Origin of the sequence: Pseudopontixanthobacter vadosimaris (genome assembly GCF_012979275.1) — a bacterium.
GTDB lineage: Bacteria > Pseudomonadota > Alphaproteobacteria > Sphingomonadales > Sphingomonadaceae > Pseudopontixanthobacter > Pseudopontixanthobacter vadosimaris.
Genome location: NZ_JABASZ010000005.1, coordinates 16,026 through 33,771, shown reverse-complemented (window position 1 = coordinate 33,771; position 17,746 = coordinate 16,026). Strand labels below are relative to the sequence as shown.

The 17,746-nt window shown below is 63.8% G+C and carries 15 protein-coding genes; 14 read left to right on the top strand and 1 reads right to left on the bottom strand.

Going from position 1 to position 17,746, the window contains the following annotated elements; all coding sequences use genetic code 11:
• The first annotated feature begins 268 nt into the window (after positions 1-268).
• The 7 genes from HG250_RS01040 to HG250_RS01010 all read left to right on the top strand — a co-directional run bounded on the left by HG250_RS01040 (position 269) and on the right by HG250_RS01010 (position 6,397).
• On the top strand, positions 269-847 hold the full coding sequence (locus HG250_RS01040; protein WP_170001969.1) for a histidine phosphatase family protein: 579 nt from the start codon (positions 269-271) through the stop codon (positions 845-847).
• Entirely contained in the window at positions 844-1,662 is an 819-nt protein-coding gene (locus HG250_RS01035; RefSeq protein ID WP_240956834.1) for a TIGR04290 family methyltransferase, read from the top strand. The genes HG250_RS01040 and HG250_RS01035 overlap by 4 nt, the downstream gene beginning before the upstream one ends.
• Positions 1,659-2,576 (top strand): beta-xylosidase, encoded by a 918-nt coding sequence (locus HG250_RS01030; RefSeq protein ID WP_170001965.1) that lies wholly within the window; start codon positions 1,659-1,661, stop codon positions 2,574-2,576. Before HG250_RS01035 ends, HG250_RS01030 begins: the two co-directional genes overlap by 4 nt.
• A 22-nt stretch (positions 2,577-2,598) precedes the next feature.
• Entirely contained in the window at positions 2,599-3,705 is a 1,107-nt protein-coding gene (locus HG250_RS01025; RefSeq protein ID WP_170001963.1) for an inositol-3-phosphate synthase, read from the top strand.
• 16 nt (positions 3,706-3,721) lie between these two features.
• Positions 3,722-4,711, top strand: coding sequence for an MDR/zinc-dependent alcohol dehydrogenase-like family protein (locus tag HG250_RS01020; protein ID WP_205763480.1), 990 nt, complete (start codon positions 3,722-3,724; stop codon positions 4,709-4,711).
• Between the two features lie 2 nt (positions 4,712-4,713).
• Positions 4,714-5,742 carry a Gfo/Idh/MocA family protein gene (locus HG250_RS01015; protein ID WP_170001961.1) on the top strand — a complete coding sequence of 343 codons (1,029 nt, stop codon included), beginning with the start codon at positions 4,714-4,716 and terminating at the stop codon, positions 5,740-5,742.
• Positions 5,743-5,812: 70 nt separating this feature from the next.
• Complete coding sequence (locus tag HG250_RS01010) at positions 5,813-6,397, top strand: uracil-DNA glycosylase family protein (RefSeq protein WP_170001959.1); 585 nt, start codon at positions 5,813-5,815, stop codon at positions 6,395-6,397.
• A gap of 54 nt (positions 6,398-6,451) precedes the next feature.
• Here the strand turns inward: HG250_RS01010 and HG250_RS01005 are convergent, their stop codons facing one another.
• Positions 6,452-7,093 carry a TetR/AcrR family transcriptional regulator gene (locus HG250_RS01005; protein WP_170001957.1) on the bottom strand — a complete coding sequence of 214 codons (642 nt, stop codon included), beginning with the start codon at positions 7,091-7,093 and terminating at the stop codon, positions 6,452-6,454.
• A gap of 162 nt (positions 7,094-7,255) precedes the next feature.
• Between HG250_RS01005 and HG250_RS01000 the strand changes: the two genes are divergently transcribed.
• The 7 genes from HG250_RS01000 to HG250_RS00970 all read left to right on the top strand — a co-directional run bounded on the left by HG250_RS01000 (position 7,256) and on the right by HG250_RS00970 (position 17,611).
• Positions 7,256-9,655 carry a TonB-dependent receptor gene (locus HG250_RS01000; RefSeq protein ID WP_170001955.1) on the top strand — a complete coding sequence of 800 codons (2,400 nt, stop codon included), beginning with the start codon at positions 7,256-7,258 and terminating at the stop codon, positions 9,653-9,655.
• A gap of 59 nt (positions 9,656-9,714) precedes the next feature.
• Positions 9,715-10,980, top strand: coding sequence for a spinster family MFS transporter (locus HG250_RS00995; RefSeq protein WP_170001953.1), 1,266 nt, complete (start codon positions 9,715-9,717; stop codon positions 10,978-10,980).
• A gap of 97 nt (positions 10,981-11,077) precedes the next feature.
• Positions 11,078-12,217 carry a phenylalanine--tRNA ligase subunit alpha gene (gene pheS / locus HG250_RS00990; protein WP_170001951.1) on the top strand — a complete coding sequence of 380 codons (1,140 nt, stop codon included), beginning with the start codon at positions 11,078-11,080 and terminating at the stop codon, positions 12,215-12,217.
• Positions 12,214-14,616 carry a phenylalanine--tRNA ligase subunit beta gene (pheT, locus tag HG250_RS00985; protein WP_170001948.1) on the top strand — a complete coding sequence of 801 codons (2,403 nt, stop codon included), beginning with the start codon at positions 12,214-12,216 and terminating at the stop codon, positions 14,614-14,616. The genes pheS and pheT overlap by 4 nt, the downstream gene beginning before the upstream one ends.
• A gap of 74 nt (positions 14,617-14,690) precedes the next feature.
• Positions 14,691-16,265, top strand: coding sequence for a peptide chain release factor 3 (locus HG250_RS00980; RefSeq protein WP_170001946.1), 1,575 nt, complete (start codon positions 14,691-14,693; stop codon positions 16,263-16,265).
• A 42-nt stretch (positions 16,266-16,307) separates the two neighbouring features.
• Positions 16,308-16,889, top strand: a complete 582-nt coding sequence (locus tag HG250_RS00975; RefSeq protein WP_170001944.1) for a pyridoxamine 5'-phosphate oxidase family protein — start codon at positions 16,308-16,310, stop codon at positions 16,887-16,889.
• A 23-nt stretch (positions 16,890-16,912) separates the two neighbouring features.
• On the top strand, positions 16,913-17,611 hold the full coding sequence (locus HG250_RS00970; protein WP_170001942.1) for an endonuclease/exonuclease/phosphatase family protein: 699 nt from the start codon (positions 16,913-16,915) through the stop codon (positions 17,609-17,611).
• The last annotated feature ends 135 nt before the right edge of the window (positions 17,612-17,746 follow it).

Genomic DNA, 17,746 nt, shown 5'->3' with positions numbered 1-17,746 from the left:
AAGATTTTGCCTGGCGGTTCTGGACATTATAAACAATTGGTAAGGCTACGCATCGCCCGTGCCGGATCGTAGCCGCAAGTGAGTGGACATTTCAATGCATGAACATCATCTAAGTTCCATACCCTCTCTCGCGCGGGCCCTTTCTCGCGTGGGCGACGGAAGATGGAACGATACTGGCGCCCGAGCTTTGTAGCTGCAGGGTTTCGCCAGCTCCATCGAAGCGGCGGAAAGCGGGGGAAAATTCATCATCGACAGTGCAACGATCCTCATGGTCAGACATGCGTCGCATGGGGATATCGGCAGCAGGCTTTCAGGACGTCTGCCGGACCTTCCCCTGACCGCTGATGGACAGGCGCAGGCGCAGGCGCTGGCCCGCGGCATCGCCGCCGAAGCGCCCGATGCGGTTCAGTCCAGCCCCGTCCTTCGCGCGCAGCAGACGGCGGCAGCCATCGCGAATGCCTGCGGCCTGCACGTCGAGACCGTGGACGCGCTGCAGGAATTGGATTTCGGCGACTGGACAGGCCGCGAATTCAAGGCCCTGGACGGCGATCCCGAATGGGAATTCTGGAACACGCACCGGTCGCAGGCCAGCGCGCCATCGGGCGAGAGCATGAAGGCGGCGCAGGACAGGGCCTATGCACATTTCCGGGCGGTGGCCGAAGATTTCCGTGGAAAAACATTGGTGATGGTCACCCATTGCGACATCGTCCGTGCTCTTGTAGCCGCCATTCTCGGGCTGACGCTCGATAATTTGTTGCGTTTCGACGTGGACCCGGCATCGGTGACGCGCGTGGAGGCCGGTGAATGGGGCGCAAGGCTGACGGGATTGAACGAGAGGTTTGCATGAAGACGAATATCGGCCAGGCGCTGAGCGGGGACGCCGAACAGGCCTTGCGGGCCGAAGTGGAGGCACTGTCGCCCTGGTTCCAGAACCTCGACCTGGGGCATGGAATCCGTACCGCTCCCGATCATTTCCTGGGCGACTATCCCGCGTTCAAGTACCGCCGCTTCGCCGATGCGTTACCGACTGACCTGAAGGGCGGTTCGGTGCTCGACATCGGCTGCAATGCAGGCTTCTATTCTATCGAGATGAAGAAGCGCGGGGCCGGGCGGGTGCTGGGTATCGACAGCGACGACCGCTATCTCGATCAGGCGCGGCTCGCCTCGAAAACGCTGGGGTTCGCCGATATCGAATATCGCAACCATTCCGTCTATGATGTGGCTGCACTGGGCGAGAAGTTCGACCTCGTGATCTTCATGGGCGTGCTTTACCATCTGCGGCACCCCTTGCTGGCGCTGGATTTGATCCGCGAGCATGTCGCGGGCGATCTGATGCTGTTCCAGACGATGCAGCAGGGCAGCGACGCTGTCATGGACGTGCCCGAAGATTATCCCTTCCACAAACCCGGCACCTTCGATCCGCCGGAGATGTTCGACGATCCGGCCTATCCGAAGATGCATTTCATCGAACGCAAATATGCGCATGACTGGACGAACTGGTGGGCGCCGAATGCCGCCTGTAGCCAGGCGATGCTCCGTGCGGCGGGCTTCACCATCGAGGCGCAGCCGGAATCCGAGGTCTATCTCTGCCGCACCGCGCCCGTTCCCTACGGCGATCTCGGGCCGGCGGCAGTCTATCCGGCAAAAGGGAAATCCGCATGATCGAAGGGGCGATGATCTGGAACGAACCGAACAACAAGTCGCACTGGAACCCGGAGCTCGACCCCGACTGGTCGATCTATGCCGATACGGTGATCCGCACCGGCAAGGCGATCGCGGATGTGAACCCTGACCTGACGCGCGTTCTTGGCGGAATGTCGCCCATCGACCCGCATTGGGTTGAAAGGATGCGCGGCCATGGTGCGCTGGACGAAGTGGATGTCGTCGCGGTGCACGGCTTCCCCATCGACTGGAACCTGTGGCCGATCCACGCCTGGCCCGACAAGATCGCTGAGATAAAGGCCGTCGTGCCGGACAAGCCGATCTGGGCGACCGAGGTGGGTGTCGGCAGCTTCGGCGCGGAGGAGGTGCAGGCTTTCGGCGTTGACAAGACGGCTGAACTGCTGGTCGGGCTGGTGCCCAACATCTACTGGTATTCGCTGTTCGACCTGCCGCAGAGCTGGGGCGCCGAAACCCGGCACCGCGAGGCGGAGGGATCCAGCTATTTCCGCCATTTCTACATGGGCCTGATCCGCGAGGATGGTTCGCCCAAGCCCGCTCTCGACCATTATGCGAAACATGCCGGCGACATGGGCCTGATGCAGTGGTTCCACTTCCACGATCCCCGCCTTGACGAGGCGGTGAAATGGATGAAGGATCTCGGCGTGAAGAAGCTGCGGACCGGCCTGTCATGGGCCGACAGCTTCCGCCCCGGCGCGACCGAATGGTTCGACCGGCAGATGGAAGCGCTGTCCGATTTCGAGGTGCTGGTCACCTTCTGCTTCACGCCCGAACACCTCGGTGTGGAGGCGCATCACACCAGCTGCGCGAAAGACCCGCAGCAATTCGCCGATTTCTGTGCCTGGGCGGTGGAGCGCTATGCCCCTGCCTCCACTGCGGTGAAGTCGCGCGCATGACGAATACAGGAAGGACGCTTGGATGCTGACCACCAGCCCGAAGACCATCAATGTCGCGCTCGTGGGAGTCGGCAATTGCGCCAGTTCGCTGGTGCAGGGCGTGTCGCATTACCGTGCCGGCACCAATGATCTGACCGGCCTGATGCATCATGATATCGGCGGCTATGCTCCCGGCGACATCCGCTTCGTCGCCGCATGGGACGTGGACCGCCGCAAGGTCGGGCGCGATATTTCCGAGGCGATCTTCGAAGCGCCGAACTGCACCACCGTGTTCTGCGAAACGGTGGAGAATACGGGCGCAAAGGTCCGCATGGGGCGCGTTCTCGACGGCGTGGCCGAACATATGGCCGCCTATCCCGAAGACCGCAGCTTCAGCGTGGCCGATCAGGCGCAGGCCGACAAGGACGCGGTCGTCGCCGCATTGCGCGAGAGCGAGGCCGATGTGCTGATGAACTATCTGCCCGTCGGGTCGCAGGAAGCCAGCGAATTCTATGCCGAATGCGCGCTGGAAGCCGGCGTGGCCTTCGTCAACAACATCCCGGTCTTCATCGCCAGCGATCCGGCATGGGCGGACCGTTTCCGCAAGGCGGGCGTGCCGATCATCGGCGACGATATCAAGGCGCAACTGGGCGCGACCATCGTCCACCGGGTGCTGACCGACCTGTTCCGCAAGCGCGGGGTGAAGCTGGACCGCACCTATCAGCTGAACACCGGCGGCAATACCGACTTCCTCAACATGCTGGAACGCAAGCGGCTCGCCTCGAAGAAGATCTCCAAGACCGAGGCCGTCCAGTCGGTCGCCGCAACGCGCATGGCGGATGAGAACATCCATGTCGGGCCATCGGATTACGTCGCCTGGCAGAATGACAACAAGGTCTGCTTCCTGCGCATGGAGGGGCAGCTGTTCGGCGGCGTTCCCATGAACCTGGAAATGCGCCTGTCGGTGGAGGACAGCCCCAATTCGGCGGGGGTGGCGATCGACATGATCCGCTGCGCCAAGCTGGCCGGCGACCGGGGCCTGGGCGGCCCGATCCTCCCCGCCGCCGCCTATTTCTGCAAGCATCCGCCGGAACAGATGACCGACGATGCGGCCTGGGCGGCGCTCGAAGATTTTATTGAAGAGAGCTGACCCTGTGTCCGAGACGATGCCCAAGCCGATGCCCGAGATGATGCCCGAGACGATGAAAGCGGCCGTGCTCACCGGCCCGCGGCAATTCGCCATCCGCGATGTTGCCGTGCCCAGCCCCGGCGCGGGCGAGGTGCGCCTCAGGCTGGAGGGATGCGGCGTCTGCGCCTCCAACGTGCCCCCCTGGGACGGCCCCGAATGGATGGAATATCCCACCCCGCCCGGCGATCTGGGGCACGAGGGCTGGGGCGTGGTCGAGGAAGTTGGCCCCGGCGTCACCGGCATAGCCAAGGGTGACCGGGTTGCGGCGCTTTCCGGTCGTTCCTATGCCGAAAGGGACATTGCCGAAGCGGGCAGGCTGGTGAAATTGCCGTCTGAACTGGACGGGCAGCCGTTTCCGGGCGAACCGCTGGGCTGCGCCTTCAACATCTTTCGCCGCAGCGACATCAGGGCAGGACAGAATGTAGCCATCATCGGCATTGGCTTCCTGGGGGCGGTCGTCACCCATCTCGCCAGCAAGGCGGGGGCGCGGGTCATCGCCATTTCACGGCGTCGGGAATCGCTCGACCTCGCCCGCTACTATGGCGCGGCGGAAACCATCGTCATGGACGACCACTACGCGATCATCGAACAGGTGAGGGCGCTGACCGGGGACGATCTGTGCGAACGCGTGGTGGAATGTGTGGGCAAGCAGTGGCCGCTGGACCTGGCGGGGGAACTTGTCGGCTTCGGCGGCAGGCTGGTAATCGCCGGCTATCACCAGGACGGGCCGCGGCAGGTGAATATGCAGATGTGGAACTGGAAAGGCATCGACGTCATCAATGCGCATGAGCGGGATGAGGCCGTCCAGTTGCAGGGCGTGCGCGAAGCCGTGGATGCCGTGGCGCAGGGCCGTTTCGATCCTGCGCGGCTTTACACGCATACCTACAGCCTTGGTGAACTGGGCGAAGCACTGGACGCCACGCGCGACAAGCCGGAAGGCTTCGTCAAGGCGCTGGTGACCTACTGACCATGCGGCCGCGAATCGGGTTTCTCGGCACCGGATGGATCGGGCGTCACCGCATGCAGGCGATGCTGGATACCGGCCTGGTCGAGGCGGCGGCTCTGGTCGACCCATCCGAAGAATGCGTGGCCGAAGCGCGCCGGATCGCTCCCGAGGCGAAGGTGCTGCCTTCCTTCGAAGCGATGCTGGAAAGCGATCTCGACGCCGTGGCCATCGCCACGCCCAGCGCCCTGCATGCCGAACAGGCTGTCGCGGCGCTAGAGCGGGGCATGGCGGTGTTCTGCCAGAAACCGCTCGGCAGGAATCTTGCCGAAGCGAAGGGGGCGATCGAAGCTGCACGTCAGGCCGACCGGCTGCTGGCTGTCGATTTGTCCTATCGCCGTAGCGCTTTCGCGCAGGCCATGGTCCAGCGTATCCGCAGCGGAACTTTAGGTCATATCTTCGCAGCCGATCTTCATTTCCATAATGCCTATGGTCCGGACAAGCCTTGGTTCTACGACGCGGAACTGTCCGGCGGCGGCTGTCTCATCGACCTCGGCGTACATCTGATCGATCTTGCGCTCTGGGGGCTTGACTGGCCGGAGATCGAAACCGTGTCAGGGCGTCTGTTCTCCAAAGGGCAGCCGCTGGCGAACAGCGGCACGGCGGTGGAGGATTACGCCCTCGCACGGATCGACGTGGCCGGAGGGCGGACGATCACCATCACCTGTTCCTGGCATCTGCACGCCGGGCAGGATGCATCGATCGGCGGCGCGTTTCACGGAACGGACGGCGGCACGGCATTCCGCAATGTGGATGGCAGCTTCTACGATTTTAAAGCGCAGGCCCAAGCCGGCACATCGCGTGAAATTCTGTGCGATCCGCCCGACGATTGGGGCAGGCGCGAGGCAGCGCATTTCGCCGAAAGCCTCGTCAAGGGAGCGCGCTTCGATCCCGAGTGGGAACGGCATCTGCAGGTCTTCCATGTCATCGACCGGATTTATCGCGGCGAAAGGCAGGCGCGCACAGATGAATGCGGGGCCAGTGCGGGTGCATAATGCAAAAGGAGGCCAGGGTTTTTCGGGGCTTCCTTTCAGAGATACGGACCGTGATCCACCGCTGGTGCAGATGAATGAATTCGAGGAACTTCTTGCATCCGTGCGCGCCTGCCGCGCCTGCGCGGGCCTGTTGCCGGTCGACCCCCGGCCGGTGGTGCAGGTCTCGCCCACGGCGCGCCTGATCGTTGCCAGTCAGGCACCGGGCAGCAAGGTGCATGCCTCGGGCGTTCCGTTCTCGGATGCATCGGGCGACCGGCTGCGCGAGTGGATGGGAGTGACCGACAAGGAATTTTACGACGCGGCGAAAGTGGCCATTCTGCCCATGGGCTTCTGTTACCCGGGCAAGGCGAGCGGCGGCGATGCTCCGCCGCGCCCGGAATGCGCGGAATTGTGGCGCGACGGCCTGCTGGCGCAGATGCCGCAGGCGCGCCTTACCCTGCTGGTCGGCTCCCATGCGCAGAACCATGTTCTTGGCCGGGGAAGGATGCTGGACAGGGTCAGGGACTATGGCGATTTCCTGCCCGGATATTTCCCGCTGCCGCACCCTTCCTGGCGCTCCACCATCTGGATGCGGCATAACCCCTGGTTCGTGGCCGATGTCCTTCCTGTCCTGCGCGACGCCGTTCGCCGCGCCCTGGAAGGAAGCTGGATATGAACCTACAGCACTGCTCCATCACCCTTGACATGAGCATGGCCGGAGCAGGCCTTCTCAGGACCCTCTCATTTTCTCCGCCGCGATGCCTGCGGCGATGAAGCGGTTGGCGCGGGCGGCGAGGTCTTCCGGATCGCCGTCGCTGCCCCAGACGAAATAGCGCAGGCCCAGGAACACATTCATACCCATGATGGCCCAGGCGTGCATTTCGCCGACGTCATCCCGCAGTTCCCCGGAATTCGCGCCTGCACGCAGGCGCCCCTCGATCCGGCTGGCAATGGTTTCGTAATGATGCCGGTAGCTCGCCGGATCGACGAATTCGGCCTCGTCGATGATGCGGTATATCTCCTTGTGCTCCCGCGCGAATTCCAGAAAACTTTCAAGGGCCAGCCGCTCGATTGCAAGCGCACCTGTCTCCCCTCCGATCGTTGCCAGCGCCTTGCGCCCCACCTGCCGCGACATGTCGCGCACCAGCGCCCGGAAGATCGCGTCCTTGGTATCGAAATAGGTGTAGAATGTGCCCAGCGCGGTTCCCGCAAGACGGGTGATCGAACTGATCGAGGCTTCGTGAAATCCTTTTTCGGCGAATTCCTGCGCCGCCGCGTCCAGCAGCTTGCGCTTCGTGCGACGGCCACGTTCGGTCCGCGGCTGTTTCGCCGATTCGGCACCGGCTTCGGCAGCGTCCCCGGTTTCTTCCATGTTCATCCCCTTGAGACCTGCCGGCTCTGCAGCGTGTCTTTCCAGTGACGCCTCCCGACGACTTGCTGCCTAACAGGAGTTGAAAGATGGTTCAACTCTCATTATGAGCGAATTGCAGAGGCGTAATACATTCGCCCGATCATATCGCAGAGGGGAATTTCGATGGCACTTTCGACAGCACAATGGCGCGCGGTCCTGCTGACCGGCGCGGGTATCAGCGCTCTTTCGGCTACGCCCGCCGCAGCGCAGGTGCTGCCGGATGACGATCTGACCGAAGTGGTATCGGCATCCTCGGACCCCGTTGCAGACCCTGAACTCCGTGTCGCGAGCGACGCCGGCAGCGTTATCGTCGTGACCGCCCGCCGCCGCGAGGAGCAGCTGCAGGACGTGCCGATCGCCATCACCGCTTTTTCCGGCGAACAGCTGGAGCAGTCCGGCGCTCTCGACATCACCGACATCGCGCAGACGACGCCGAGCGTCACGCTGGAAGCATCGCGCGGTACCAACTCCACCCTGACCGCGTTCATCCGCGGTGTCGGCCAGCAGGACCCCGTCGCCGGGTTCGAGGCAGGGGTCGGCATCTATCTGGACGATGTCTATCTCAACCGCCCGCAGGCTGCCGTGCTCGAAATCTACGATCTCGAACGGATCGAGGTGCTGCGCGGGCCGCAGGGAACGCTGTACGGGCGCAACACCATCGGCGGCGCGATCAAATATGTCAGCCGGCGGCTTGGCGATACGCCCCGGCTGAATCTGCGCGCGACTTACGGCACCTATGACCAGGCCGATCTTACCGCCAGCTTCGCCCTGCCCATCGGTGACAGCGGCCTTGCCATCGGTGGCGGCGGCGCGGTCCTGTCCCGCGAAGGCTTCGGCACCAATCTTACCACGGGGGAGGAAAATTACGACAAGCAGATCCGCGCGATACGCGGCACGGTCGAATATGACCGCGGCCCCGTCTTCGTCCGGCTGTCGGGCGATTACACCGACGACAACAGCAATGCGCGGGGCGGTCACCGGCTGATAGCCGGCCTCGCCAGCGGTATCCCGCCGCTGGACGATGTCTTCGATACGCGCGGCGGCTTGCAGGAACCCGAACAGGACGTCGTCGCCTACGGCGGATCGCTGTTTGCCGAATTGCAGGCGAGCGACTTCGTCACGCTGCGTTCCATTACCGGCTTCCGCAAGGACGACAGCGGCACGCCGATCGATTTCGACGCGCTGCCCGCTGTCGATGTCGATGTGCCCGCCTTCTACAACAATGAACAGTTCAGCCAGGAAGTGCAGGCATTGTTCGAATATGGTGCGCTGAACGGGTTGATCGGCGCCTATTACCTCAACGCCAATGCGCGCACGGTGTTTGACGTGCGCCTGCCGGGCGGCGTCACTGCCCTGACAGCCGGCGATGTGGATACAGAAACCTACGCGATCTTCGCCGATGCAACCTATGATTTCACTTCGCAGTTCAGCCTGTCGCTTGGTGCGCGTTATACCTGGGATGAACGCACATCGCAGGTTAACCGCGCCCTGTATCTGGGCGGCGCGTCGCCTTTCTTCGGCGGCAATGGCACCTTGTTCGTGCAGCAGACCGACTTTGAAGGGACCCGCGATTTCAAGCGGTTCACGCCGCGCGCATCGCTCAGCTACGAACCGACCGAGGATCAGCTGTTCTATGCAAGCTATTCCAAGGGCTTCAAGGGCGGCGGCTTCGACCCGCGCGGTGTCGGCATCGCCGCGCCCGATCTCGATGGTGACGGCGTCGGCGGGGCCGGGGGGGATTACGACGATATCTTCCAGTTCTTCACCTTCGAGCCGGAAACCGTCGATTCCTACGAGGTGGGCTACAAGGCATCGCTGTTCGCCGACCGGGTGAATGTGGCACTGGCAGCGTTCCGGTCGGACTATACCGACGTGCAGATTCCGGGTTCGGTCGGCACGGTGGTGAATGGGCAGCAGACCTTCGCCGGCATCACCACCAATGCGGGCGAGGCGCGCATCCAGGGCATCGAACTGGAAGCGAACGCCGTGGTCGCGCGGAATTTCGCGGGACCATCGAGCCGGTTCAGCCTGTCCGGATCAGCAGGCTATCTCGACGCCGAATATCTGCAGTTCATCGATGCACGGGGCATCGACGTTGCCGACGACCGCGCCTTCCAGAACACGCCGGAATGGACCACCAGCGGCACGGCGCTGGTGTCGCTGCCGGTGGGCGAAGGCTATGTCGATACCAGCGCCACGGTATCGTACCGCAGCAGCACGCAGCAGTTCGAACTACGCAATCCGCTGCTCGACCAGCCGGGCTATGCGCTGGTCAATGCCAATATCGTCTGGCACGCGCCGGGCGATCAGTTCACGCTGGGCCTGCATGGGCGCAATCTGTTCGACAAGGAATACATCGTATCGGGCTACAGCTTCCTGGCGCAGAACCCCGACACGGGTGAATTCATTCCCAATCCGCGCACGGGCAGCCCCTATACCTCGACTTTGGGAGCAGAGGGCATCCTGACCGCCTATTACGGCAGTCCGCGCCAGGTGTTTGTGACTGCGGGCATCAAGTTCTGAACCGACAGATAAAGGGGCCGCGCCGAGTGGATGCGGCCCCTGCTTCAAGGAAATTTGCTATGGCCAGTGCCGCCCTTCCATCGTCCGGCCGCCGCGCTGGCGTCCTGGCGATGCTGCTGCTCGTCTATATCTTCAATTTTCTCGACCGGCAGATCCTCTCCATCCTGGCGGTGCCGATCAAGGCGGATCTCGGCCTCAGCGATACCGAACTCGGCGCGCTGGGCGGGATTGCCTTTGCGTTCCTCTATTCGACCCTCGCGATTCCGCTGTCCCTGCTCGCCGACCGGACCAGCCGAAGCTGGGTCATTACCCTGTCGCTCGCGGTCTGGAGCGGGTTCACGGCCCTGTGCGGCATCGCCGGCAATTTCTGGCAGATGTTCCTGTTCCGCCTCGGTGTCGGCGTCGGCGAAGCGGGCGGGGTCGCGCCAAGTTATGCCATGATTGCGGATTATTTCCCGCAAAGCCAGCGGGCACGGGCGCTGTCGATCTATTCGCTCGGTATCCCGCTCGGATCGGCGGCGGGCGTCTTGTTCGGCGGCTATATCGCCACGGCGGTGGAATGGCGGACGGCCTTCATCGCTGTCGGCCTCGCTGGTGTGCTGATCGCAATTCCCTTCAAGATGATCGTGAAAGACGCGCCGCGCGGCGGGTTCGGCGATGCTGCCACCGATCCGGCGCGCCCCGCCTTTGGAACGGTGTTCGGGATCGTATCGCGTAAAGCCAGTTTCTGGCTCCTCGCCTTCGGAGCATCGTTCAGTTCCATCTGCGGGTATGGTCTCGCCTTCTGGCTGCCCAGCCTGATGCAGCGCAGTTTCGGGCTGACGCTGATCGAGACGTCGCAATTCATCGGCGCCGTGCTGCTGATCGGCGGCAGCGCGGGCGTGCTGGCTGGCGGATGGCTGGGCGACCGGATGGGTGGGCGCGACAGGGCAGCCTATGCGCGCGTGCCCGCCATCGCCTTCGTGCTGGCCGTACCGCTGTTTGCTGCGGGCCTGATGACCACGTCGGTTCCCCTTGCCCTCGCGCTGTTCCTGGTGCCTCAGGCGCTGGCCTATGTCTGGCTGGGGCCGGTCCTGTCGGCCGTGCAGCACCTGGTGCCCGCGACCATGCGGGCGACGGCTTCGGCGAGTTTCCTGTTCATCAACAATCTGATCGGCCTGGGTTTCGGGTCGCTGATCCTCGGCGCGGTTTCCGATGCGATGACGGCGGAGTATGGTGCGGAAGCGCTGCGTTATTCGATGATCGGCGCGCTCGGCTTCTATCTGCTTGCCGCGCTGTTGATGGCACTTGCCGCGAAGCATCTGCGGGAAGATTGGGTCGACTGAAGCGGGCCGCATCGCTGCCATCCGCCATGTTGCCCTTTGTCGCGGCGGTGCTAGACAGCGCGCATAGCTCTCCACCGCTGACAGAACGAAAGACCCGATGGCCGATATCGACCAGCTTCGCGCCGACGCCATGGCGCAGATCGCCGCATCCGACAGCCTTGAAGCGCTGGACCAATTGCGCGTTGCGTTCCTTGGCAAGCAGGGCAGCATCTCGCTGCTGATGAAGACGCTGGGCAAGATGAGCCCCGAGGAACGGCAGAGCGAAGGGCCGCGGCTGAACGGCCTTCGCGGCGATGTGGCCGAGGCGGTCGCCGCGCGAAAGGATGCGCTGGAACAGGCGGCGCTGGACGTGCGGCTGGCCAGCGAGCGGCTGGATCTGTCGCTGCCCGCGCCCGAAACCCCGCAGGGCAGCGTGCATCCGGTATCGCAGGTGATGGATGAACTCGCGGAGATCTTCGCCGACCTCGGTTTCGCCGTGAAGACCGGCCCTGAGATCGAGGACGACTGGCACAATTTCACCGCGCTCAACATGCCGGAAAGCCATCCGGCGCGGGCGATGCACGACACGTTCTATTTCCCCGACCGGCTCGAGGCAGGCGACGGCGAATCTCGCCGCATGGTGCTGCGCACGCATACCTCGCCCGTGCAGATCCGCACGATGATGGCCGAAGGCCCGCCCCTGCGGATCATCGCGCCGGGGCGGGTCTATCGCAGCGACAGCGATGCGACGCACACCCCCATGTTCCACCAGATCGAAGGGCTGGTGATCGACCGCGACATTCACCTCGGCCATCTGAAATGGACGCTGGAAACCTTTCTCAAGGCGTTTTTCGAACGCGACGACATCGTCCTGCGTCTGCGCCCCTCCTATTTCCCCTTTACCGAACCGAGCGTCGAGGTCGATATCGGCTGGACCATGGAAAACGGCCGCCGCGTCGTCGGCGGGTCGCCTGACCCTGACGGCGGGGATGCCGGGGTGAACGGGGGCGCGAGCGGCTGGATGGAAGTGCTCGGCAGCGGCATGGTGAATGCGCGCGTGCTGGAAGCTGCAGGCCTCGACCCGGCGGAATGGCAGGGCTTCGCCTTCGGCACCGGCGTCGACCGGCTGGCGATGCTGAAATACGGGATGAACGATCTGCGCGCCTTTTTCGACGGGGATGCTCGCTGGCTGCATCATTACGGCTTCAGCGCCTTCGACCAGCCCACCCTTTCCGGCGGCGTGGGAGCAAGGGCATGAAATTTTCTCTCGAATGGCTGAAGGATCACCTTGAAACCGACGCCGACACCCCCACCATCGCGGCGAAGCTGAACGCCATCGGCATCGAGGTCGAAGGCATCGAGGATCCGTCCGAAAGGCTTTCCGGCTTCCGCGTGGCCGAAGTCCTGACCGCCGCCCCGCACCCTGATGCGGACAAGTTGCAGGTGCTGACGGTAGATGCCGGTTCCGGCGATCCGCTGACGGTGGTCTGCGGCGCACCTAACGCGCGTGCGGGCATGAAGGGCGTGCTGGGCCTGCCTGGCGCCGTGGTGCCGGCAAACGGCATGGAACTGCGCCGCAGCGCGATACGCGGCGTGGAATCGAACGGCATGATGTGTTCGGTGCGCGAACTGGAACTGGGTGACGAGCATGACGGCATCATCGAATTGCCGCAGGATGCGCCGGTCGGCACCAGCTTTGCCGATTATCGCGGCGCGAGCCCCGTTTTCGACGTGGCGATCACGCCCAACCGTCCCGATTGCATGGGCGTATATGGCATCGCCCGCGATTTGGCGGCAGCTGGGCTGGGGCGGTTGAAGCCCCTTGCCGTGCCCGAAGTGACAGCCAGCGGCGAATGCGCCATCGGGATCGAGATTGCCGATACGGAAGGCTGCCCCGCCTTCTACGGGCGGACGATCAGGGGCGTCAGCAACGGTTCCTCGCCCGAATGGATGCAGCAGCGCCTGCTTTCGGCCGGCCAGCGCCCGATTTCCGCCGTCGTGGACATCACCAATTACCTGATGCTCGCTTACGGGCGTCCGGCTCACGCCTATGATCTGGCGAAGCTGTCCGGCCCGATGGTCGCCCGCCGCGCAGACGAGGGCGAGACGGTCGAGGCGCTGAACGAGAAGACCTATACGCTCGACAAATCCATGACCGTCATCGCCGATCAGCGGACCGTTCACGACATCGCCGGCATCATGGGCGGCGAGGAGTCGGGCGTCACGGCGGATACGAGTGATCTCCTGCTGGAAATTGCTTATTTCGATCCCGAGACGATCGGGCGAACGGGGCGGCGACTTGGCCTCACCTCGGATGCGCGCACCCGCTTCGAGCGGGGCGTCGACCCTGCCTTTCTGGACGAGGGGATGGCGCTGCTCACCGGATTGATCGTGGACAGCTGCGGCGGGGTGCCCTCGCAGGTGACGCGGGCAGGCGAGGCTCCGGCAACGCCGATGCAGCTGGCATTCGACCCCGATCTGACCCGGCGGCTGGGCGGCGTGACCGTGGCTGCCGATGAGCAGGCCCGCATTTTGCAGAGCCTCGATTTCGGTGTGACACGCGGCGATGCCGGCTGGACCGTCACCGTTCCGCCGCGCCGCCACGATGTCGAAGGACCAGCCGATCTGGTCGAGGAAGTGGTTCGCATCCACGGGATCGACCGGGTGGGAAGCGTCGCGCTGCCTCGTGCAGAGGGTGTGGCCAGGCCGGTCGCGACTCCGCAGCAGAAGATGGAGCGCCGCCTCCGCCGCGCCGCCGCTGCAAGGGGGCTGCACGAGGCCATTACGTGGTCCTTCCTGCCCGAAGAACAGGCGGCGCTGTTTGCCGAAGACGGTCAGGCGCTCTGGGTACTCGACAATCCCATCAGCGAGGAACTGAAGGCCATGCGCCCCTCACTGTTGCCCGGCCTGATCGCTGCGGCGAAGCGGAATGCCGATCGCGGCGCTGCGGGAACGCGGCTCTTCGAACTGGGCCGGCGCTACTTCCGCGCTGCGGACGGATCGAGCGATGAACGCCAGGCCCTGGGCGTGGTGCTTGCGGGCGAGAAATCCTCGCGCGACTGGGCGGCGGGCAGGGCGCAGCCATTCGATGCTTTCGACGCCAAGGCAGCGGCGATGGAACTGCTGGCCGAAGCGGGGGCGCCCGTCGACAAATTGATGGTGATGGGCGATGCGGGCGCTCAGTTCCACCCCGGCCAGTCCGCCACCCTGCGGCTCGGCCCCAGGAATGTCCTGGCGCGCTTCGGTGCGCTTCACCCCGCGCTGCTCGGGCAGTTCGACTTGAACGGCCCGGCCGCGGCGGCGGAGATTTTCCTCGATGCCATACCTGCCCGCAAGGGTGCGGCGACTTTCGCGCGAAGTGTTTTCGAACCTCCGGCCCTGCAGGCGATCAGTCGCGATTTCGCGTTCCTCCTGCCGGAAAATGTCGCTGCGCGCGATCTGCTGCGCGCTGTACGCGGGGCCGACAAGGCGGCGATCGTGAATGCGCGCATCTTCGATCAGTTTACCGGGCAAGGCGTGCCGGAAGGACAAAAGTCGCTGGCAGTGGAGATCACCCTGCAACCGGGAGCGAAAAGCTTTACCGATGCCGAGATCAAGGCCACTTCGGACCGCGTGGTGAAGGCAGCGGAGAAGATCGGTGCCCGGTTGCGCGGCTAGAGGTGGGCGGACTCAGGTCGGCATCGTCGCTGACGCTGGACGCATGGGCGGGCGCATAGTAATCGCCCGCCACCATGTCCGATAACACGTCCCACTCGCCCGCTGCCTCCGGCAACGCGTCGCGCCGCACCTTTGCCATTATCTCCCATCCCGACGCGGGCAAGACCACGCTGACGGAAAAGCTGCTGCTGACCGGCGGTGCCATCCATCTTGCGGGCGAGGTCAAGGCACGGGGCCAGGCAAGGCGCGCCCGGTCTGACTGGATGAAGATCGAACAGCAGCGCGGCATTTCCGTCACCAGTTCGGTCATGACCTTCGAACGGAAGGATGCCGGCGGCAATTCCGTCATCTTCAACCTGCTCGACACGCCGGGGCACGAGGATTTCTCCGAGGATACCTATCGCACGCTGACGGCGGTAGATTCGGCGATCATGGTGATCGATGCCGCGAAGGGTATCGAGCCGCAGACGCGTAAATTGTTCGAGGTCTGCCGGTTGCGCTCGGTGCCGATCATCACCTTCATCAACAAGGTGGACCGCGAAGGGCGGCCCGGCTTTGAACTGATGGACGAGGTGGCCGACATGCTGGCGCTGGATGTCAGCCCGCAGAACTGGCCGGTCGGAATGGGCGGCCAGTTCGAAGGCATTCTCGATTTCGCGACCGGCGCCATTGCCCGCCCCGAGGGACCGAGCCGCGAATTTCTGGGCAGGCGCGATGCCGATGCCGCCTTGCCGGAACAATGGGCGGAGGAAGCCGAACTGGCGCAGGTCGGCTATCCCGAATTCGACGTGGACGCCTATCGCAATGGCGATCTTACTCCCGTCTATTTCGGATCGGCGCTGAAGAATTTCGGCGTGACCGATTTGATCGAGGCGATCTCTCAATTCGCGCCCCCGCCGCGCGCGCAGCCTGCGGGTGAGGAAAATGTCACCCCCGAACGGGACGAGGTCACCGGCTTCATCTTCAAGGTGCAGGCCAATATGGACCCCAATCACCGCGACCGCATCGCTTTCATGCGGCAGGTTTCCGGCACATTCAAACGCGGGATGAAGCTGACTCCCTCGGGCCTCGGCAAGCCGATCGCCATCCATTCCCCCATCCTGTTCTTTGCGCAGGACCGCGAGATTGCCGATACGGCCGAAGCGGGCGACATCATCGGCATTCCCAATCACGGCACCCTGCGCGTGGGCGATACCCTATCGGAAAAGAACGGCATCCGCTTTACCGGACTGCCCAATTTCGCGCCGGAAATCCTGCGCCGCGTGGTTCTGAAAGATCCCACCAAGACCAAGCAATTGCGGAAAGCGCTGGACGATCTTTCGGAAGAAGGCGTGATCCAGGTGTTCTACCCGGAGATCGGCGGCCAGTGGATCGTCGGCGTCGTGGGGCAATTGCAGCTCGAGGTGCTGATCTCCCGCCTGTCCGCCGAATACAAGGTGGAAGCCGTTCTGGAGCCTGCTCCCTTTGCCACCGCACGCTGGGTCACCGGCCCGGAAGAACCCTTGCGCGATTTCGAGAATTTCAACCGGGCCAACCTCGCCAAGGACAGGGATGGCGATCTGGTCTTCATGGCGAAATCCGAGTGGGACGTGGGTTATCAGGCGGAAAAGCATAAGGATCTGAAATTCGGCAGTACCAAGGAACGTTGAAGAAGCGATGACAAGCGGCGTCGCACCGCGTAGCATCGCTCCATGGCCGATTTCACCGAACGCCTGACCGCAGACCACATCGCGATGATCGCAGGCCAGCCGGTCTTCTTCACCGCGACCGCCGCAAAATCCGGTCGCATCAACCTGTCCCCCAAGGGATATGACACGTTCCGCATCCTGGCGCCGGGCCGAGTCGCCTATCTCGATCTCGGCGGATCGGGGAACGAAACCAACGCCCACCTGCTGGCCGACGGGCGCATCACCATCATGTTCTGCAATTTCCAGCAGCCCGCGTTGATCCTGCGAATTTACGGCACGGGCACTCCCGTCCTGCCGCAGGACGATGCATGGGACGCGCTGGCGGTGCATTTTACGCTGCTGCCCGGCACGCGGCAGATATTCGATATCAAGGTGGAGAGCGTCCAGACGAGTTGCGGCTGGGGCGTTCCGGTCATGACGCTTGAGAAGGAGCGCACCACGCTGCTGAAATTTCATGCAAGGCAGGACCCCGCCGAATGGGCCGGTCAGGAAGCAGGCCCGGCCACCAGTATCGACGGCCTGCCGATCCGCCAGACCGATCGATTTATTGCCGGGACTTCGCCGCCGGGGACCGAAACACGGTAAACGCCGTTAAGCCTGGTGACGTGATGATCAAATTCGCCAGCTACAACATCCACAAGGCCGTGGGCACCGACCGCCGCCGCGACCCCGAACGCATCATCGCCGTCCTGCGCGAGATCGATGCCGATGTGATCGCGTTGCAGGAAGCCGATCTGCGCCTGGGCGACAGGGCCAGCGTCCTTCCCCGCGCCGCACTGGACGATACGAAATGGCGCGCGGCATCCGTCGCGCGGCGTCACCGCAGCATCGGCTGGCACGGCAATGCCCTGCTGGTGCGGCGCGATTTCGAGCTAGGTGCAGCACGCGCTCTCGAACTGCCGACGCTGGAGCCGAGAGGCGCGATCTGCTGCGACATCACGGTGGGGGGCAGCTCCTTGCGCGTCGTCGGCACGCATCTCGATCTATCGGGCCTGAGGCGCCGCGACCAGGTGCGTTCCATCATGGATCAACTGATCGGCTGCGAAGGCGATCTGCCTGCCGTCATCATGGGCGATTTCAACCAGTGGGGCACCAGGCGCGGGGCCATGAAGGAATTTGGCGACGACTGGCATGCGGTGGATTGCGGGCGCAGCTTCCCCAGCCGCCAGCCGATTGCGACGCTGGACCGCATCGTGGCGAGCGCAGGCTGGCACTGCAGGGACAAGGGCGTGCATCACAGCGCACTGGCTGCCGTCGCCTCGGACCATCTGCCGGTCTGGGCGCATCTGGAGATGCCTAAAAACTAGGCAGCAGCACAGCGCTTGGGCAGCTTTCTTTCGCGGCAGCAGCATGAATCTTCTGCAATGATGCATCGCCTTCCCTATCAGCGCAATCTGGCACAGTCATTGCAGTGATACCCTCTGCCGGTTTGCCCGGCCAGA

Bases quoted from the DNA above. Each gene is read 5' to 3' on its own strand.
- HG250_RS00980 (WP_170001946.1), top strand. From the start codon at position 14,691: ATGTCCGATAACACGTCCCACTCGCCCGCTGCCTCCGGCAACGCGTCG.
- HG250_RS00995 (WP_170001953.1), top strand. From the start codon at position 9,715: ATGGCCAGTGCCGCCCTTCCATCGTCCGGCCGCCGCGCTGGCGTCCTG.
- HG250_RS00975 (WP_170001944.1), top strand. From the start codon at position 16,308: ATGGCCGATTTCACCGAACGCCTGACCGCAGACCACATCGCGATGATC.
- HG250_RS01035 (WP_240956834.1), top strand. From the start codon at position 844: ATGAAGACGAATATCGGCCAGGCGCTGAGCGGGGACGCCGAACAGGCC.
- HG250_RS00970 (WP_170001942.1), top strand. From the start codon at position 16,913: ATGATCAAATTCGCCAGCTACAACATCCACAAGGCCGTGGGCACCGAC.
- HG250_RS01000 (WP_170001955.1), top strand. From the start codon at position 7,256: ATGGCACTTTCGACAGCACAATGGCGCGCGGTCCTGCTGACCGGCGCG.
- pheT (WP_170001948.1), top strand. From the start codon at position 12,214: ATGAAATTTTCTCTCGAATGGCTGAAGGATCACCTTGAAACCGACGCC.
- HG250_RS01030 (WP_170001965.1), top strand. From the start codon at position 1,659: ATGATCGAAGGGGCGATGATCTGGAACGAACCGAACAACAAGTCGCAC.
- HG250_RS01010 (WP_170001959.1), top strand. From the start codon at position 5,813: ATGAATGAATTCGAGGAACTTCTTGCATCCGTGCGCGCCTGCCGCGCC.
- HG250_RS01040 (WP_170001969.1), top strand. From the start codon at position 269: ATGGTCAGACATGCGTCGCATGGGGATATCGGCAGCAGGCTTTCAGGA.
- HG250_RS01020 (WP_205763480.1), top strand. From the start codon at position 3,722: ATGCCCAAGCCGATGCCCGAGATGATGCCCGAGACGATGAAAGCGGCC.
- pheS (WP_170001951.1), top strand. From the start codon at position 11,078: ATGGCCGATATCGACCAGCTTCGCGCCGACGCCATGGCGCAGATCGCC.
- HG250_RS01025 (WP_170001963.1), top strand. From the start codon at position 2,599: ATGCTGACCACCAGCCCGAAGACCATCAATGTCGCGCTCGTGGGAGTC.
- HG250_RS01015 (WP_170001961.1), top strand. From the start codon at position 4,714: ATGCGGCCGCGAATCGGGTTTCTCGGCACCGGATGGATCGGGCGTCAC.
- HG250_RS01005 (WP_170001957.1), bottom strand. From the start codon at position 7,093: ATGGAAGAAACCGGGGACGCTGCCGAAGCCGGTGCCGAATCGGCGAAA.